This is a genomic window from Acidovorax kalamii, assembly GCF_002245625.1.
GTDB lineage: Bacteria > Pseudomonadota > Gammaproteobacteria > Burkholderiales > Burkholderiaceae_C > Acidovorax > Acidovorax kalamii.
Window position 1 is genome coordinate 168,352 of the sequence record NZ_NOIG01000011.1, and the last position, 16,171, is coordinate 184,522.

A 16,171-nucleotide genomic window follows, 5' to 3' on the forward strand; every position below is an offset into this window, starting at 1 on the left:
CGCGCGCACGCCAGGCGGCAGCGCGCCGATCCTTTAGAACAAGAGTCCGACTATGCAATTTCCTGAATCCTGGTTGCGCGAGTTCTGCAACCCACCCCTTTCGACGGCCGAGCTGGCCGAGACGCTGACCATGGCCGGCCTGGAGGTGGAAGAGCTGCGCCCCGTGGCGCCGCCCTTCACCAAGATCGTGGTGGGTGAGATCAAAGAAGCCGTGCAGCACCCAGATGCCGACCGCCTGCGCGTGTGCCAGGTGGATGTGGGGCAGGGCGCCTTGCTCAACATCGTGTGCGGCGCGCCCAACGCCCGCGTGGGCATCAAGGTGCCTTGCGCGCTGGTGGGCGCCGAGCTGCCGCCTGGCGACGATGGCAAGCCATTTCTCATCAAGGTCGGCAAGCTGCGCGGCGTAGAAAGCCAGGGCATGCTGTGCTCGGCCCGCGAACTCAAGCTGTCTGAGGACCATGGTGGTCTGCTGGAGCTTGATGCCGCTGCGCCCGTGGGCCAGGACATCCGCACCCACCTGAACCTGGACGACACGCTGTTCACGCTCAAGCTCACGCCCAACCTGGCGCACTGCCTCAGTGTGTACGGCATTGCGCGCGAAGTGTCGGCCCTCACCGGCGTGCCGCTGCAGCAGCCTTCGTTCCCCGCAGTGGCGGCAAAACTGTCCGACAAGCTCGCCGTCAAGGTGAGCGCGCCCGACCTGTGTGGCCGCTTTTCGGGCCGCATCGTGCGCAATGTGAACACGCGCGCCGCCACGCCCCAGTGGATGCTGGACCGCCTGGCGCGCTGCGGCCAGCGTGGCGTGTCGCCGCTGGTGGACATCTCCAACTATGTGATGTTCGAACTGGGCCGGCCGTCGCACATTTTTGATCTTGACAAGATCCACGGCGGCCTGGACGTGCGCTGGGGCAAGCCGGGTGAGCAGCTCAAGCTGCTCAACGGCAACACCATCACCGTGGACGACAAGGTCGGCGTGATCGCTGACGAGCAGCAGGTCGAGTCGCTCGCAGGCATCATGGGCGGCGACGCCACCGCCGTGTCCGACGACACCAAGCACATCTATATCGAGGCGGCCTTCTGGTGGCCCAAAGCCGTGGCAGGGCGCTCGCGCCGTTTCAACTTCTCGACTGATGCTGGGCACCGCTTTGAGCGCGGTGTGGACCCGAGCCTGACGGTGGAGCACATCGAGCGCATCACCCAGTTGGTGATTGACATCTGTGGCACGCCAGAAACAGTGTGCGGACCCATGGACGACCAGTCGGTAAATCTGCCGGTGCCGCAGCCCGTCACGTTGCGCGTGGCGCGTGCAGCCAAGGTTATTGGCATGCCGCTCACGCAGGCCCAGTGTGCTGATGCGCTGGCTCGCCTGGGATTGCCCGTGGTGCAGGGCGAAGGCACGCTCACCGTGACGCCGCCCGCCTACCGCTTTGACATCAACATCGAGGAAGACCTGATCGAAGAGGTTGCGCGCATGGTGGGCTACAACAACCTGCCTACCACGCCTCCGTTGGCGCCCATTACCCCCAAGCTGGCACGCGAAGCCACGCGCAGTCCGTTTGCCGTGCGCCGTTCCCTGGCTGGTTTGGGCTACCAGGAAACCATCAATTTCAGCTTTGTGGAAGAACGTTGGGAGCACGAGCTGGCAGCCAACGCGCAGCCCATCAAGCTGCTCAACCCGATCGCTAGTCAGATGAGTGTGATGCGCTCGACGCTGCTGGGTTCTTTGCTGCAAGTTTTGAAATTCAACCTGGACCGCAAGGCCCAGCGCGTGCGTGTGTTCGAGCTGGGGCGCGTGTTCCTGCGCGATGCGGCGGTGCTCAACACCGACACGACGGTGGAAGGTTTCCATCAGCCCACTCGTGTGGCTGGGGTGGCCTACGGCCCCAATGACATGCTGCAGTGGGGGCGCAAGGAGCAGGGCATCGACTTCTTTGACGTGAAGGGCGATGTGGAGGCGCTGCTGGCCCCGCTGCAGGCTAGCTTTGAGCCCGGCACCCATCCCGCCATGCACCCGGGCCGTTGCGCCCGCGTGCTGGTGGAAGGCCGTTCTATCGGTTTTGTGGGTGAGTTGCATCCACAGTGGCGCCAGTCCTGGGATCTGCCGCAGGCTCCTGTGATGTTCGAACTCGAACTGGACGCTGTCTTGCAGCGTGTGGTGCCGCAGTTCAAGTCCGTGGCCAAGCACCAGGCGGTGGAGCGCGATCTGGCCGTGGTGGTGGCCGAGCGTGTGACGCATGCTGACGTCATGGCGGCGGTGCAGCAGGGTGTGCCTGGAGCCATGCTGCGCTCGGCAGTGCTGTTTGACGTGTATCGCCCCAAGGCATTGCGTGCGGGCGAAGAGGCCCCTGCGGGTGGGTTGGCGCAAGGCGAAAAGAGCCTGGCCGTGCGCTTGACGCTGGGCAGCGACGAAGCCACGCTGACCGAGGCCGAGATCGACGCTGCCGTGCAGTCCGTGGTGGCGCAGTTGGCCCAGCGCACGGGTGCAAGGCTGCGGGTTTGATGATGTTGAATGGGAGTGATGCCGTGATCGAATTTGCCGTCGAAAGCCTGGAAACCCCGGCACTGACCAAGGCGCAGCTGGCGGATCTGTTGTTCGATCAGATCGGTCTGAACAAGCGCGAGTCCAAAGACATGATCGATGCGTTCTTCGACCTGATTGCGCAGAGCCTGGTTGAGGGCAAGGATGTCAAGCTTTCGGGCTTTGGCAACTTTCAGATCCGCACCAAAGCACCCCGCCCGGGGCGCAATCCGCGCACCGGGGAGGCCATTCCCATCAAGGCGCGCCGGGTCGTGACCTTCCATGCCAGCAGCAAGCTCAAGGAGCAGATTCAGACCGTGGCTGCAGTGTGAGCTTGTGCCGATTTTGTTCTCAAGATGAGATTGGTCGCTGGCAGTATTGGCGTGTCTGCAGTACGCTTGTCGGCTTTCCGGTTTGAATCCGCATCCCATGGGCACCACCCTTCCTTCCATTCCTGCCAAGCGATACTTCACGATTGGTGAGGTTGCGGAGTTGTGCGGCGTCAAGCCCCATGTGCTGCGGTACTGGGAGCAAGAGTTCACGCAGCTGCGTCCCATGAAGCGGCGCGGCAACAGGCGCTACTACCAGCACCATGAAGTGCTCATGATCCGCCGCATCCGGGATCTGCTGTATGACCAGGGCTTCACCATTAGTGGAGCCCGCAATCGTCTGCAGGAACTGGCCCATCCGGCGCGTGAAGAGACTGCTGCGGGCGGTGCGATGGAGCCACTGGATAGTGAGTTGCCCAGCATGTTGATGGACAGCGCCACAGATCTGTCGATCCCGTCGGGAGGCTTCGCATTGGACTCCAATGCGGTGCGCAAAGAGTTATTTGAGATTCGTGCGCTACTTTCTCTGAGCTAGGGTTTTTTGTGTATATAATCTAAGTCTTGTCGGCGTGTAGCGCAGCCTGGTAGCGCACTTGCATGGGGTGCAAGGGGTCGCGAGTTCGAATCCCGCCACGCCGACCATTGTTAGCAAAAGCCCAGAACTGAAAAGTTCTGGGCTTTTTTGCTTTTGCACCTCGATGCCGACTTTGCGCTGGCTGTTGGATCGCAGTTCCTTTCAGCGGTGCCGTGCCCCAAGCAAAGGTGTCATGGCGGAACAAGGCAATGCCCGCAGCGGGCCAAGGATCTTCATGATTGATGGACTGGTGGCCGGAAGGCTGTACGGCGAGACCGAGGAACGCACAGACAAGGCGGGCAAGACTTTCACCTTGGCCAAGGTGCGTGCCAGCACCGCCGATGGGGAGCTGCTGTTTGTCAATGTGATTGCGTTTGATGCAGCGGTTTGTGCCGCAATGCAGGTCATGCAAGACGGTGACTCCGTGGCGCTATCGGGCAGCCTTTCTCCGCGTGTATGGACCGACAAGCAAGGCAACGCCCGGCCCGCGCTGGACATGGTGGCGCACCGCGTGATCGTGCTGCCTGGGATTGGCGGCTGAGTGCCCTGTGAGTAAGAGCGTCATTGCCTGCCGAAGCTGCGGCGTAGTGCCGCACATGTACGGCGCTTGCGTTGCCCTGACTTGTGGATGGCTTACCCGGAGTCAGGTGGCGCGGCCTTCTGAGTTGATCGTGCTGCGGGAGGGCTTGCGCAGCCACCATCACTGCGCTGGCACCTGAGTCACTATTTTTGAGGGGCAGATTTCCCCGGTGCAAAGCCCAAGGCTTTGAGTTCATCCTCGCTCAGGTGCAGCTCTGTCAGCTCGGGCTGCCGTGCTTCGACAGTGCGCCGCCGTTCAAAGTTGGTCGGGGGGCCTGCTTCCGTTTCTCTGCGGTCCTTGCCACTGCGCCGGTCTGAGGCGACTCTGCGTTCTACGCTCATGGTCGTGATCTGCTGTTGAAGATGGGGATGGGATGCTTGGCACCAGCGTGGCCCTGTGGGGGCGGGTGAGGTGCTTTGCTTGCAGTCTGCCCGAGTTGATGCTGTTTGCAAATCAGAAAACAACCGTCTGCAAGGAACTGCGTCGGAGATTGACTCTTCTCAGATTCCCCATGTTGGGGAAGTGCATCGCACCGCATTGATGCGTCTTCGCCCCGAGGCGTGAGAAAACAGCTTCGGTCACGCCGGTTTTCGTTCTGGATGGGTTTCCGCACTTTTCCGCCCAGGGAGCTAAACGTCGGCATGGATATTGCTGAAGCGTGCCTGATCCCTCGGTAATGCTGCCACGGGGTCCCGTGAAATCCTCCGCTAACGATGGCGGAACCCAAGCGAGTGGTGGGCATGCTGGCCCATCGTTTGGTTGTTCCAACCCACGCCCGTGTTGTCTGCGGAGGGTGAGGTGCCATGCTGCCCTGCTTGGGCAGGTTAGGCGCACATCCTGTCTCCCCCAGCGGCGCTCCGGGCCATTGCAGGATGAAAAGCATGAAGATTGTTCTTATTGGCCACGGCATGGTGGGCCACAAGTTTCTGGAAAGCCTGGCGGAAACGGGCCTATCCCATGTGGAAGTGACGGTGCTATGCGAAGAGCCCCGTGCGGCGTACGACCGGGTGCATCTGTCCGAATTCTTCAGCGGCAAGACGGCTGAGGATCTTTCACTGGTCGAGCCAGGTTTCTTTGACCGTACAGGCTTTTCTTTGCGCCTCGGGACGCGTGCCGCGTCCATCGACCGGCGCACCTGCACCGTGACCACCGTCAGTGGCGAGGTCTTGCCTTACGACAAGCTGGTGCTGGCCACGGGCTCCAACCCCTTCGTGCCGCAGGTGCCTGGGCGTGATCGTGAGCATTGCTTCGTCTACCGCACCATCGAGGACCTGGAGGCCATGCAGGCCTCGGGCGCCAAGTCCAAGACCGGCGTGGTGGTGGGCGGTGGCCTGCTGGGCCTGGAGTGTGCCAAGGCGTTGCGCGACATGGGCCTGGAAACCCATGTGGTCGAGTTTGCGCCCCGCCTGATGGCCGTGCAGGTCGATGAGGGTGGCGGGCGTGTGCTCAAGGCCAAGATCGAGGAGCTGGGTGTACAGGTGCACACCGGCCGCAACACCCAGGAGATCACCGATGGCGCACGCGCACGCCATCGCATGAAGTTTGCGGACGACTCCTACCTGGAGACCGACATGATCGTGTTCTCTGCGGGCATCCGCCCGCGCGATGAGCTGGCCCGCCAGTGTGTACTGGCCATCGGCCCGCGCGGTGGTGTCGCCATCGACAGCGCCTGCCGCACCAGTGACCACAATGTGTATGCCATTGGCGAATGCGCGTCCTGGAACGAACAGACTTTTGGCCTGGTGGCGCCAGGCTACGACATGGCGCGGGTGGCGGCCCGCCATATTGCGGGTGAAGTGGATGCCGCCTTTGTGGGCGCCGACATGAGCACCAAGCTCAAGCTCATGGGCGTGGACGTGGCCAGCATCGGCGACGCCCATGGCAAGACCCCGCACAGCCGCACCTGCCAGTACGTGGACGAGCGCCGCCAAGTTTACAAAAAGATCGTCATCAGCGAAGACGGCAAACAGCTGCTGGGCGCCGTGCTGATCGGTGACGCCACCGAATACGGCACGCTGCTGCAGATGGCGCTGAACGGCATCACGTTGCCCGAGGCCCCCGAGTTCCTGATCTTCCCGTCCAGCGACGGCAAGGCCAAGCCCGGCCTGGGGGTGGAGGCGCTGCCCGACGCCGCACAGATCTGCTCGTGCAACAACGTCACCAAGGGCGGCATCTGCGCCGCCGTGGGCGAGGGTGCCTGCACCATCGCCGAGATGAAGGCCTGCACCAAGGCCGGCGCCACCTGCGGCGGCTGCGTGCCCCTGGTCACCCAGGTCATGAAGGCCGAGATGGCGCGCCGCGGCATGGCCGTGAACAACCATATCTGCGAGCACTTCGCGTACTCGCGCCAGGAGATCTATCACCTGGTGCGCGTGGGCCAGATCAAGAGCTTCGAGGATCTGCTGGCCAAGCATGGCACCGGCATGGGCTGCGACATCTGCAAGCCCGTGGCGGCCAGCGTGTTCGCCTCGTGCTGGAACGAGTTCGTGCTCAAGAAGGAGCTGGCGGGCCTGCAGGACAGCAACGACTACTACCTGGGCAACATCCAGAAGGACGGCACCTACTCGGTGGTGCCGCGCATGCCCGGCGGCGAGGTCACGCCCGACGGCCTGATCGCCGTGGGCCAGGTGGCCAAGAAGTACGGCCTGTACACCAAGGTCACCGGCGGCGCGCGCGTGGACATGTTTGGCGCACGGGTGGAGCAGCTGCCACTGATCTGGGAAGAGCTGATCGCTGCGGGTTTCGAGTCTGGCCACGCGTACGGCAAGTCCCTGCGCACCGTGAAGAGCTGCGTGGGCTCCACCTGGTGCCGCTACGGCGTGCAGGACAGCGTCGGCCTGGCCGTGGAGCTGGAGAACCGCTACAAGGGCCTGCGCGCGCCACACAAGATCAAGTTCGGCGTTTCGGGCTGCACGCGCGAATGCGCCGAGGCCCAGGGCAAGGACATCGGCGTCATTGCCACTGAGAAGGGCTGGAACCTCTACGTCTGCGGCAACGGCGGCATGAAACCGCGCCACGCAGAGCTGTTCGCGTCCGACCTGTCCAAGGAAGACCTGGTGCGCATGATTGACCGGGTGCTGATGTTCTACGTGCGCACGGCCGACCGGCTGCAGCGCACTAGCACCTGGCGCGAGAACCTCGAAGGCGGCCTCGACTACCTCAAGGATGTGCTGCAAAAGGATAGCCTGGGCCTGTGCGCCGAACTCGAAGCGCAGGTGCAGCACGTGGTGGCCACCTACCAGTGCGAGTGGAAGACCGCCGTGACCGACCCCGAGACGCGCAAGCGCTTCCGCTCCTTTGTGAACAGCGACCAGGCCGATGAGAACGTGCTCTTCGTCGAGGAGCGCGGCCAGATTCGCCCGGCGCGTGCCGAGGAGCGCGGCCAGGCATCTGCCAAGGTCATTCCCATTCGCCAAGCTGCTTGATTGAGAAAGGACAAAAACCATGAGCGCACTCCCCATGACCAGCACTGATGCCCTTGCCTGGACCGACATTTGTGCGGTCGATGACATCCTGCCCAGCACCGGCGTCTGCGCCCTGGTGGCCAACCGCCATGTGGCAGTGTTCCGCGTCGGCGCCGACCAGTTTTTCGCCATCGACAATGTGGACCCCAAGTCCGGTGCCAGCGTGCTGGCCCGGGGCCTGGTGGGCAGCATTTGTGACCGTGTGGTGGTGGCCTCGCCGCTGTACAAAAACCACTTCGACCTGCGGACCGGCGAATGCCTGGAGACACCAGCGCAATCGGTGAGCGCCCACAGCGTGCGCGCAGTGGGTGGCCGTGTCAGCGTGGCTGTGGCCTGACACAATCGCAGCCACGTCGCGGCGCGCCTGCTGCGCTACAACAACCACCCAGGAACCTTGCATGCCAGACCCGGCCGCGTCTTTGTCGGTATCGAACCTTGTGCTTCGCTCCAAACAGCTGGAGATTGATGCCGTGCGCCACCTCGCCAGCCGCGCTGAGCTGGTGGATGTGATCGGGCAGTTGATCCAAGGCCTGCAGCGGGAGCGGGGTGTCTCGGGCGCGTACCTGGCGTCCAAGGCGCAGCGGTTTGCCGATGTGCGGCTGCGTGTCATCGAAGAGGTTGCGCCGTTGGAAACGCGGCTGCGCGAAGTGTTTGCGCAGCACATCGAGCCAGGGCAGGGCGCCACCGCCAAGGCGCTGTCGCTGATGGCGTGGGCCCTGCTGGGTCTGGAGTCGCTGCCCGCACTGCGCACCCAGATCGAGCGCCAGGCCATGTCGGCGCACGACTCCGTGGCGGCTTACAGCCACCTCATCGCGGGGCTGATCGAGCTGGTCTTCCATGTGGCTGACGCGGCGGGCCTGCCCAGTGTGTCGCGCATGCTGGTGGCCTTGCTGCATCTGGTGCAAGCCGAGGAAGAGGCGGGCCAGGAGCGGGCCCTGGGAGCCTTGCTGTATGCGTCTGGCAGCAGCAACGAGGCGCACCAGCAGCGGGTGATTCACCTCATCGATGCCCAGGAGCGCAGCCTGCGCGTGTTTTCAGAGTTTGCCGAACCCGCGCTGCGCGCCCGTTGGGAGCAGCAGCAACTGGTGCCCGCCGCAGCCCAGTTGGAGCGCCTGCGCCGCGCACTGTGCGTGGCCCGGCCGGGGGCTGCGCTCGACAGCGACCTCAGCGACACCTGGTTTGACCTGTGCTCCGAACGCATCAACGCGCTGTGGCATCTGCAGGTGGATCTCGTCAAACGCCTGCGCGAGGACTGCGAGGCGCGCATCCTGGAGGCCCAGCAGGACCTGCAGGATTCCAAGGGCTTGCTCCGCGGCCTGCGCGACAACCCGCCACAGCGTACCCATGCAGTAGACCGATTTTTCGACATGGCCCAGGCGCCATCGGCCCTACCGGACCCCGCCGGTGCTTCTGTCCACGCAGGTGAATCGGCCTCGCTGGTGGATCTGCTGCAGAGCCAGTCGGCGCGCATGGCCAGCATGGAAGCGGAGCTGGAGGTCGCCCGCCGCACGCTCAACGAGCGCAAGGTGATCGAGCGGGCCAAGGGCGTGCTGATGGCGCGGCTGGGCATGAACGAAGAAGTGGCCTTCCGGGCACTGCAGAAAACCTCCATGGACCAGAACCGCCGCCTGCTGGAGGTGGCAGAAGCCACGCTGTCTCTGCCGGATTTTGCGTTTGCGCAGCGAGGCGCTCACAACCCCAAGCCCGGGTCCTGAGAACGTTTTATTGGGGAGCTGCGTCGGCGGCCAGACCTGCGGGCCGCTGTGCTTGATGGCGCCGATACCCTGGGTTCGCCGAGAATGAAGGCCCTCGCCAGGCCCATGAAAAAAGCCCTGACTCTTGCGAATCAGGGCTTTTCATTTGGTGCCGGAGAGATGAATCGAACACCCGACCTTCTCATTACGAATGAGCTGCTCTACCGACTGAGCTACACCGGCGTAAGCCTCAAATTATAGCGTGGAATGGTAGCTTGTCACGCGCTCGACCTCATTTTTTGAGCCGAGGATCACACTCACGCGTTCGTGCAACTGGGTGGGCTGGATGTCCAGGATGCGCTGCTTGCCGTTGGTGGCCGCACCCCCGGCCTGCTCGACCAGCCAACCCATGGGGTTGGCTTCGTACATCAGGCGCAGCTTGCCGGGCTTGTTGGGCTCGCGCTTGTCCCAGGGGTACATGAAGACGCCGCCACGGGTCAGGATGCGGTGCACGTCTGCCACCATGCTGGCAATCCAGCGCATGTTGAAGTCCTTACCGCGCGGGCCTTCCTTGCCCTGCAGGCATTCGTCGATGTAGCGCTTCACGGGCTCGTCCCAGTGGCGCATGTTGCTCATGTTGATCGCGAATTCCTTGGTGTCTTCGGGAATGCGGATGTTCTCTTCGGTCAGCACGAAGGAGCCCTGCTCGCGGTCGAGCGTGAACATCGCCACGCCGTCGCCCACGGTGAGCACCAGGGTGGTCTGCGGGCCGTAGATGCAGTAGCCCGCAGCCACTTGCTGCGTGCCGGGTTGCAGAAAGTCGCCTTCCTCCACACCCCGGTCGCCATCAGGCTTTTTCAGCACGCTGAAGATGGTGCCGATGCTCACGTTCACATCGATGTTGCTAGAGCCGTCCAGGGGATCGAACAGCAGCAGGTATTCACCTTGCGGGTAGCGGTTGGGCACGAGGTAGATGCCGTCCATTTCTTCGGACGCCATGGCGGCCAGGTGGCCGCCCCATTCGTTGGCTTCGATCAGCACCTCATTGGCGATGATGTCGAGCTTCTTCTGGATCTCACCCTGCACGTTTTCGCTGCTGGCCGTGCCCAGCACGCCGCCCAGCGCGCCTTTGTTCACGGCGTGGCTGATGCTCTTGCAGGCGCGGGCCACCACTTCGAGCAGCAGGCGCAGTTGCGAGGGAATGAGGCCGTCCACCCGTTGCTGCTCAACGAGGTAGCGGGTCAGGCTGATGCTTTTTGCCATGGGGTCTCTGCTTTCAGATGGATTAGTCGGCCAGCGCGCGGGTGACGACCTCGCGCACGTCGTTGGACAGATCGGGCTTGGCGGCAACGCGGGCGATGGCCTCGCGGGCGGCGCTGCGCCAGGGGTCTGCCAGCTTCTTCCAGCGGTCGAGTGCGCGCGCAAGGCGGGCTGCGACCTGCGGGTTGATGGCGTCCAGCTCGATCACGCGGTCGCTCCAGAACACATAGCCCGCTGCATCGGCACGGTGGAATGCGCCGGGGTTGGCGCTGCAGTAGCTGAAGATCACGCTGCGTGCGCGGTTGGGGTTCTTGAGGCTGAAGTCCGGGTGCGACATGAGCTGGCGCACGGCGGGCAGCACATTGCCGCCCCGGTCTGGGGCGCCTGCCTGCAGTGCGAACCACTTGTCGATGACCAGGGGCTCGTCCTTGAACAGGGCGTGAAAACGTGCCAGGGCCGGGGCCGCCAGCGCGCTGCCACTGGCCACCAGGGCTGTGAGCGCGTTGAACCGGTCCGTCATGTTGCTGGCCACCTTGAAGCGCTGGTAGGCTTTGCCGGGCCAGACTTCGTCACCCGTGCGCTGGGCGGCGATGCACAGCATGTGCAGCGCCAGGCCGCTGAGCGCGCGGCGGCCGGAGGAGACGGGGTCGGGGCGGTAGCCGCCGGTGTCCTGGTTCTGCTCCCAGGCCCATTCCCAGTCGGCTTGCAGCGAGACGGCCAGCTGCTCGCGCATGGCTTCGCGCACGGCGTGGATGCGCTGGGGGTCCACCACTTCCTGCTGCTCGGCGATGTAGGTTTCGGACGGCAGGGTGAGCACCAGTTCCTTGAATGCGGCATCCAGCGAGGGGTTGCGCAGCACGGCGCGCATGGCGTCCACAAACTCTGCGGGCAGGATTTGATGCTCAAATCGGCCGTTGCCGCCTGTCTGTAAAGCGTTGTTTGCTATTGAATTTATAGCGATTCGGAGTGCCAGGCGCTGGCCCGCTTCCCAGCGGTTGAAGGCGTCGGTGTCGTGCGCCAGCAGCGTCAGCAGTTGTGCGTCGGTGTAGTCGATGTCCAGCACCACGGGCGCGCTGAAACCGCGCAGCAGCGAGGGCACGGGTTCGGCATCGAGGTTGGTGAAGGTCAGCGTCTGCGACGCCTCGGTGAGCACGACCACGCGGGATGTGTTGCCCGACGACTCTTCGCCCGACAGGTGCAGGGGAAGGGCAGCGCCGGTGCGGGCGTCGATCAGGCCGAGTTCCACCGGGATGACGAAGGGCAGCTTCTCGCTCTGGCCGGGTGTGGCCGCGCAGCTTTGCGACAGCGTGAGTGCATAGCAACGCGTGGCGGCGTCGTAGCGGCCGGTGGCGCGCACGCGGGGTGTGCCAGCCTGGCTGTACCAGCGCTTGAACTGGGGCAGGTGCTGCGCGAGTGGGCTGGCGGGGTTGGCATCGGCGATGGCCTGCACGAAGTCGTCGCAGGTCACGGCCTGGCCGTCGTGGCGTTCGAAGTACAGCTTCATGCCCTTGGCAAAGCCTTCGCGGCCCACCAGGTTGTGCTGCATGCGCACGACCTCGGCACCCTTTTCATAGATGGTGACGGTGTAGAAGTTGTTGATCTCGACGTAGCTGTCGGGGCGCACGGGGTGGGCCATGGGGCCCGCGTCCTCGGGGAACTGCGCGGTGCGCAGCACGCGCACGTCCTCGATGCGCTTGACGGCGCGGGCCGACGGGCTGCCCGCCAGGTCCATGCTGAATTCCTGGTCGCGGAAGACCGTGAGGCCTTCCTTCAGGCTCAGCTGGAACCAGTCGCGGCAAGTCACGCGGTTGCCCGTCCAGTTGTGGAAGTACTCGTGGCCGACCACGCTTTCGATGTTGGCGAAGTCGGTGTCGGTGGCCGTGGATTCGCTCGCCAGAACGTACTTCGTGTTAAAGATGTTCAGGCCCTTGTTCTCCATCGCGCCCATGTTGAAGTCGCTGGTGGCAACGATCATGAAGCGTTCCAGGTCCAGCGGCAGGCCAAAGCGGGCTTCATCCCAGGCCACGCTGTACATCAGCGAGTTCATCGCGTGTTCGGTCTTGCCCAGATCGCCGGGCCGTACGTAGACCTGCAGCAGGTGGTCGGTGCCCGAACGGCTCCTGATGTGCTGTTCGCGCGCCACCAGCTTGCCCGCCACCAGGGCGAACAGGTAGCAGGGCTTCTTGTGCGGGTCCACCCACTTGGCGAAGTGGCGGCCATCCTCCAGGTCGCCACTGTCCACCAGATTGCCGTTGGAGAGCAGCACCGGGTACTGGGCCTTGTCGGCGCGCAGCGTGACGGTGTAGCTGGCCATCACATCGGGGCGGTCCAGGAAGTAGGTGATGCGGCGAAAGCCCTCGGCCTCGCACTGCGTGAAGAAGGTGCCCTGGCTCACATACAGGCCCATGAGCTGCGTGTTCTTGGCGGGGCAGCAGGTGGTGAAGATCTCCAGCGCGAAAGGCTCATTGCCTTCGGGCAGGTTCTCCAGCACCAGGCGGGCGCCTTCCATCTTGAACGAGGTGCCCTGGCCGTTGACCAGCACACGCGCCAGGTTCAGCTCGTCGCCGTCCAGCTTCAGCGGCTCGGCCGCCACCTCGGGGTTGCGGCGCAGCACCATGCGGTTAAGCACGCGGGTCTTGTTCGGGTCCAGGTCGAAGGTGAGTTCAACGCTGTCGATCCAGTAGGCGGGGGCGGTGTAGTCCTCGCGGCGGATGGCGATGGTCTGGCCTGCTCCGTCTCCACTTCCGTCCGCGCTAAGCAGTTGCTGCAACATGGATGCTCTCCAGAAAGTCGGTATTCATGAGTTCGGTGTAGTCGCGCACGGCAGCCAGCACATGCGGCCCGGCCAGCTGCTCGGGCGTGTGGGTGCTGCAGATGGCCACGGCACGCATGCCGGCCCGGCGCGCGGCTTCGATGCCAAAAGGTGCGTCTTCAAAGACGATGCAGTGCGCCGGGTCGGCCGCAATGCGGCGTGCGGCTTCCAGAAAAATGGCAGGCTGGGGCTTGCCGGGCAGGCCCTCGTCGCCGCGCACGATGGCCTGTGGCGCCGGTTCCAGGCCGAGGTGGCCCAGGGCGAATTCCACGTTGCCGATGTCGCCCGCCGTACCCACGGCCACCTTGAGGCCACGGGCACGCACCTGCGCCGCGAACTGGCGAAACCCCGCCACTTCGGAGAAGCGCGGGGCGAACAGTTCGCGGTAGATGGTTTCTTTTTCGTGCGTGAGCGCGTCGGCCTCGTCCTGCGACACGGCACGGCCCAGCAGTTCCACGATGCACTCGGTGCCGTTCTTGCCGGTGGTGCGGGCCATGAGGTCGGGCACGTCGATGTCCATGCCCCGGCGGCGTGCAAACTCGACCCACGCCTGGGCGTGCCAGGGCATGGAGTCGATCATGGTGCCGTCCATGTCGAAGATGATGGCGTCGGTGCGCATCCGCATCGCTTAGACGCCTTGCTTCAGAGAGGCTTCGATGAAGGCATCGAGGTCGCCATCCAGCACCTTTTGCGTGGCCGAGATTTCGACGTTGGTGCGCAGGTCCTTGATGCGGCTATTGTCCAGCACATAGCTGCGGATCTGGTGGCCCCAACCCACGTCGGTCTTGGTGTCTTCCAGCTTCTGCTGCTCCTCCTGGCGCTTGCGCATTTCGAAGTCATACAGGCGGCTGCGCAGGCGCTGCCATGCCACGTCGCGGTTGCTGTGCTGGCTGCGGCCATCCTGGCACTGCACCACGATGCCGGTGGGGATGTGTGTCAGGCGCACGGCCGAGTCGGTCTTGTTGATGTGCTGGCCGCCCGCGCCAGAGGCACGGAAGGTATCGGTGCGCACGTCGGCGGGGTTGATGTTGATCTCGATGGAGTCGTCGATCTCGGGGTAGACAAACAGCGACGCAAACGAGGTGTGGCGGCCGCCCGAGCTGTCGAACGGGCTCTTGCGCACCAGGCGGTGCACGCCGGTTTCGGTGCGCAGCAGGCCGTAGGCGTATTCGCCTTCGATCTTGATCGTGGCGCTCTTGATGCCCGCCACGTCGCCGGGCGTTTCGTCTTCGACCGTGGCCTTGAAGCCCTTGCGCTCGGCGTACTTGAGGTATTGGCGCAGCAGCATGCTGGCCCAGTCGCAGGCCTCGGTGCCACCGGCGCCAGCCTGGATGTCCACAAAGCAGTTGAGCGGGTCGGCCTCGTTGCTGAACATGCGGCGGAACTCCAGTTCCTCGATCAGCGGCTTGAGCTTGGCGGTCTCGGCCTCGATGGTCATGAGGCCAGCCTCGTCGCCTTCCTCCTTGCTCATCTCATACAGCTCGGCGTTGTCGGCCAGCTCGCGCGTCAGCTTGTCGAGCGTGACGACCACGCTGGAGAGCGACTTTTGTTCCTTGCCCAGCTCCTGGGCCTTCTTGGGATCGTTCCAGACAGCCGGGTCTTCCAGCGATGCGTTTACCGTGCGCAGGCGTTCGAATTTGGCATCGAAGTCAAAGATACCTCCGTAACTCTGCCGTGCGCAGAGCCAGGTCGTCGAGGGTGGTGCCGATGAGGTTGATGCGTTCTGCGTCCATGGTTCTTGTCCTGCGTGTTCTGTTGAATAACCCGCGATTTTCTCATGGGACAAGCAAAGTGCCCCGCCAAAGCCCTGCGACGGGCGTTGGCGCGCAAAGGCCCGGGCCCGCCGGGTCGCTATGGATGTGCTGATGAATCAAAAATGATAGCTAAAAAGGCATATCCATCGGGCGGTGGGCCCTGTTTTCGCTTGAGTTTTTGCTAGGCCTGCTCCAGAAACTCCTCGATCAGGCGCGCCACCTGCGCAGGCTGGTCGTGGTGGAGCATGTGCGCGGCGTCGTGCACCACGGCCGTGCGGCAGTTGCGCACATGGGTCAGGCGCTGGTGGTACTCCTCCAGCGTATAGCGGCCCTTCCACCACTGGCCCAGGCTGTCGTCGCTGGCCTCCACGGCCAGCACGGGGGCGGTGATGTTCTTGTACAGCGCCATCGCTTCGTCCAGCCGGTAGAGCTGGGCGCTGGTGATCTTGTGGGCCGGGTCGCCCAGGATCTCCCACTGGCCCTGTGTGTTGGGCTGCGCCCAGTGGCCTGCGAGCCATTGGGCCTTGTCCTCAGACAGGCGCGGGTTGGTTTTCATCAGCCTGCGGGCCACGCCTTCCTGGCTGTCATAGCTCTTGAGCGCCATGTCGCCGGAGTGCAGCTGCTTGATCTCGTCGATCCACTGCGCATAGCGCTTGGGCGCCTGGTCGGGCCGTGTGGCGGGCAGGCCGAAGCCCTCCAGGTTCACCAGGCGGCGGATGCGCTCGGGCCGCACGCCCGCATACATCATGGCCACGTTGCCGCCCATGCTGTGGCCCACCAGGTCGATGGCCTCGCCAGGGGCGTAGTGGTCCAGCAGCAGGTCCAGGTCGGCCAGGTAGTCGGCAAACACATAGTGGTCCACCGGTGCGCCGGTAGTCAGGCCAAAGCCGCGCCAGTCGGGGGCGATGATGCGGCGTTCATGCTGCAGCGCGTCCACCGTGAACTGGTACGAGGCACCCACATCCATCCAGCCGTGCAGCAGCACCAGCGTGGGCAGCGGGCTGGTGTCGGGGCCCCAGTGGCGGACGTGGTAGTTCAGGTGGCGCATGGGCAGCGTGCTGCTGCGCGAGGGTTTGAGAACTTGGTACATGTTCCGCAAATGGTAAGTCGATGGTGCGCCCACCCCAGTGCCCGGCTGTCACCAAGGAGTCCGGCGCCCGGCAGGTTTTGGCGATCGCTTGTACTA

The 16,171-nt window shown here is 64.1% G+C and carries 12 protein-coding genes and 2 tRNA genes; 8 read left to right on the forward strand and 6 right to left on the reverse strand.

Annotation, left to right across the window (positions count from 1 at the left end; genetic code table 11):
• The first annotated feature begins 52 nt into the window (after nucleotides 1-52).
• The 8 genes from pheT (at nucleotide 53) to CBY09_RS17625 (ending at nucleotide 9,180) form a co-directional block, all read left to right on the forward strand.
• A complete protein-coding gene (gene pheT, locus CBY09_RS17585) occupies nucleotides 53-2,500 on the forward strand; it encodes a phenylalanine--tRNA ligase subunit beta (protein ID WP_094290883.1) in 2,448 nt (815 codons plus the stop codon).
• Nucleotides 2,500-2,850 carry an integration host factor subunit alpha gene (locus CBY09_RS17590; protein WP_094290884.1) on the forward strand — a complete coding sequence of 117 codons (351 nt, stop codon included), beginning with the start codon at nucleotides 2,500-2,502 and terminating at the stop codon, nucleotides 2,848-2,850. The genes pheT and CBY09_RS17590 overlap by 1 nt, the downstream gene beginning before the upstream one ends.
• Before the next feature lie 97 nt (nucleotides 2,851-2,947).
• Nucleotides 2,948-3,382, forward strand: a complete 435-nt coding sequence (locus CBY09_RS17595; RefSeq protein ID WP_094290885.1) for a MerR family transcriptional regulator — start codon at nucleotides 2,948-2,950, stop codon at nucleotides 3,380-3,382.
• A 30-nt stretch (nucleotides 3,383-3,412) separates the two neighbouring features.
• Nucleotides 3,413-3,489 (forward strand) — tRNA-Pro (locus CBY09_RS17600).
• A gap of 167 nt (nucleotides 3,490-3,656) precedes the next feature.
• Nucleotides 3,657-3,962, forward strand: a complete 306-nt coding sequence (locus CBY09_RS17605) for a single-stranded DNA-binding protein (RefSeq protein ID WP_094291215.1) — start codon at nucleotides 3,657-3,659, stop codon at nucleotides 3,960-3,962.
• Nucleotides 3,963-4,882: 920 nt separating this feature from the next.
• Nucleotides 4,883-7,426, forward strand: a complete 2,544-nt coding sequence (gene nirB / locus CBY09_RS17615) for a nitrite reductase large subunit NirB (protein WP_094291216.1) — start codon at nucleotides 4,883-4,885, stop codon at nucleotides 7,424-7,426.
• A 19-nt stretch (nucleotides 7,427-7,445) separates the two neighbouring features.
• The gene (nirD, locus tag CBY09_RS17620; RefSeq protein ID WP_240515771.1) at nucleotides 7,446-7,802 is read left to right on the forward strand and encodes a nitrite reductase small subunit NirD; all 357 of its coding nucleotides are present in this window, start codon (nucleotides 7,446-7,448) and stop codon (nucleotides 7,800-7,802) included.
• A 100-nt stretch (nucleotides 7,803-7,902) separates the two neighbouring features.
• A complete protein-coding gene (locus tag CBY09_RS17625; RefSeq protein ID WP_240515772.1) occupies nucleotides 7,903-9,180 on the forward strand; it encodes a nitrate- and nitrite sensing domain-containing protein in 1,278 nt (425 codons plus the stop codon).
• Between the two features lie 146 nt (nucleotides 9,181-9,326).
• On the opposite strand, the gene CBY09_RS17630 is transcribed toward CBY09_RS17625, so the two are convergent.
• The 6 genes from CBY09_RS17630 to CBY09_RS17655 form a co-directional block, all read right to left on the reverse strand.
• A tRNA-Thr gene (locus CBY09_RS17630) sits at nucleotides 9,327-9,402 on the reverse strand.
• Nucleotides 9,403-9,414: 12 nt separating this feature from the next.
• Nucleotides 9,415-10,422 (reverse strand): class 1 fructose-bisphosphatase, encoded by a 1,008-nt coding sequence (locus CBY09_RS17635; RefSeq protein ID WP_063460605.1) that lies wholly within the window; start codon nucleotides 10,420-10,422, stop codon nucleotides 9,415-9,417.
• 22 nt (nucleotides 10,423-10,444) lie between these two features.
• On the reverse strand, nucleotides 10,445-13,192 hold the full coding sequence (pepN, locus tag CBY09_RS17640) for an aminopeptidase N (protein ID WP_094290889.1): 2,748 nt from the start codon (nucleotides 13,190-13,192) through the stop codon (nucleotides 10,445-10,447).
• The gene (locus tag CBY09_RS17645; protein WP_094291217.1) at nucleotides 13,173-13,850 is read right to left on the reverse strand and encodes an HAD family hydrolase; all 678 of its coding nucleotides are present in this window, start codon (nucleotides 13,848-13,850) and stop codon (nucleotides 13,173-13,175) included. The genes pepN and CBY09_RS17645 overlap by 20 nt, the downstream gene beginning before the upstream one ends.
• A 9-nt stretch (nucleotides 13,851-13,859) precedes the next feature.
• Nucleotides 13,860-14,964 (reverse strand): peptide chain release factor 2 gene (gene prfB / locus CBY09_RS17650; protein ID WP_108723929.1). Its coding sequence is split into 2 segments (ribosomal slippage): nucleotides 13,860-14,882 and nucleotides 14,884-14,964, totalling 1,104 coding nucleotides; the frame shifts between segments, so codons are not numbered across the junction.
• Between the two features lie 202 nt (nucleotides 14,965-15,166).
• Complete coding sequence (locus CBY09_RS17655; protein WP_094290890.1) at nucleotides 15,167-16,075, reverse strand: alpha/beta fold hydrolase; 909 nt, start codon at nucleotides 16,073-16,075, stop codon at nucleotides 15,167-15,169.
• Nucleotides 16,076-16,171 lie beyond the last annotated feature (96 nt).

Excerpts from the sequence above, each read along its gene's own strand:
- pheT (WP_094290883.1), top strand. The coding sequence starts at position 53 with ATGCAATTTCCTGAATCCTGGTTGCGCGAGTTCTGCAACCCACCCCTT.
- CBY09_RS17590 (WP_094290884.1), top strand. The coding sequence starts at position 2,500 with ATGATGTTGAATGGGAGTGATGCCGTGATCGAATTTGCCGTCGAAAGC.
- CBY09_RS17595 (WP_094290885.1), top strand. The coding sequence starts at position 2,948 with ATGGGCACCACCCTTCCTTCCATTCCTGCCAAGCGATACTTCACGATT.
- CBY09_RS17605 (WP_094291215.1), top strand. The coding sequence starts at position 3,657 with ATGATTGATGGACTGGTGGCCGGAAGGCTGTACGGCGAGACCGAGGAA.
- nirB (WP_094291216.1), top strand. The coding sequence starts at position 4,883 with ATGAAGATTGTTCTTATTGGCCACGGCATGGTGGGCCACAAGTTTCTG.
- nirD (WP_240515771.1), top strand. The coding sequence starts at position 7,446 with ATGAGCGCACTCCCCATGACCAGCACTGATGCCCTTGCCTGGACCGAC.
- CBY09_RS17635 (WP_063460605.1), bottom strand. The coding sequence starts at position 10,422 with ATGGCAAAAAGCATCAGCCTGACCCGCTACCTCGTTGAGCAGCAACGG.
- pepN (WP_094290889.1), bottom strand. The coding sequence starts at position 13,192 with ATGTTGCAGCAACTGCTTAGCGCGGACGGAAGTGGAGACGGAGCAGGC.
- CBY09_RS17645 (WP_094291217.1), bottom strand. The coding sequence starts at position 13,850 with ATGCGCACCGACGCCATCATCTTCGACATGGACGGCACCATGATCGAC.
- CBY09_RS17655 (WP_094290890.1), bottom strand. The coding sequence starts at position 16,075 with ATGTACCAAGTTCTCAAACCCTCGCGCAGCAGCACGCTGCCCATGCGC.